This is a genomic window from Streptomyces sp. 5-10, from assembly GCF_014712245.1.
GTDB classification, from domain to species: Bacteria; Actinomycetota; Actinomycetes; order Streptomycetales; family Streptomycetaceae; genus Streptomyces; species Streptomyces violaceusniger.
Genome location: NZ_JACVYG010000205.1, coordinates 1 through 932, shown reverse-complemented (window position 1 = coordinate 932; position 932 = coordinate 1). Strand labels below are relative to the sequence as shown.

Here is a 932-nt window from a genome sequence, read left to right as displayed (position 1 = left end):
CTCCCCTGCCCCGTGAACAGGAACGCCACCTTGCCCTCGGCGACCGTCCCCTCGACCAGGTCCGGGACGGACTCGCCCCGGGCCACCGCGTCCAGGCCCGCCAGGAACGTCTCGCGGTCCGTGGTGACGAGGGCGGCGCGCCGCTCCAGCGCGGCGCGGCTGGTGGCGAGCGAGAAGGCGAGGTCGGTCGCGCTCAGCTCGGGGTGGGTGCGGAGATGGGTGGCCAGCTGTGCGGCCTGGGCGCGCAGCGCCTGCCCGTCCTTCGCCGACAGCAGCCACGGCAGCACGGTCAGCTCACGCGGCGCGGGCCGCTCGCCCGGGGCGGCCGGGGTGACCGGCAGGGCCGGGGCCTGCTCGATGATGGTGTGCGCGTTGGTGCCGCTCAGCCCGAAGGACGACACGCCCGCGCGGCGCGGACGGCCGGTCTCCGGCCACTCCACCTGCTCCGTCAGCAGCGAGACGGCCCCCGCCGACCAGTCCACATGCGGCGACGGCGCGTCCACGTGCAACGTCTGCGGCAGCACACCATGCCGCATCGCCAGCACCATCTTGATGACGCCCGCGACACCGGCGGCCGCCTGCGTATGACCGATGTTGGACTTGATGGACCCCAGCCACAACGGCCGGTCGGCCTCCCGCTGCTGCCCGTACGTGGCCAGCAGCGCCTGCGCCTCGATCGGGTCACCCAGCGTCGTGCCCGTACCGTGCGCCTCGACCGCGTCCACATCCCCGGCCGACAGCCCCGCACCGGCCAGCGCCTGCCGGATCACCCGCTGCTGCGAGGGGCCGTTCGGCGCCGTCAGGCCATTGCTCGCACCGTCCTGGTTGATCGCGCTGCCCCGCACAAGGGCCAGCACCGGGTGGCCGTTCTTCTCCGCGTCCGACAGCCGCTCGACGAGCAGCATGCCGACGCCCTCGCCCCAGCCGGTGCC

General features: G+C 74.6%; 1 protein-coding gene. It reads right to left on the bottom strand.

Features of this window, described 5'->3' with window-relative positions:
• A partial coding sequence (locus IEJ02_RS47825) for a ketoacyl-synthetase C-terminal extension domain-containing protein (RefSeq protein ID WP_317986118.1) occupies positions 1-932 on the bottom strand: 932 nt, incomplete at both ends.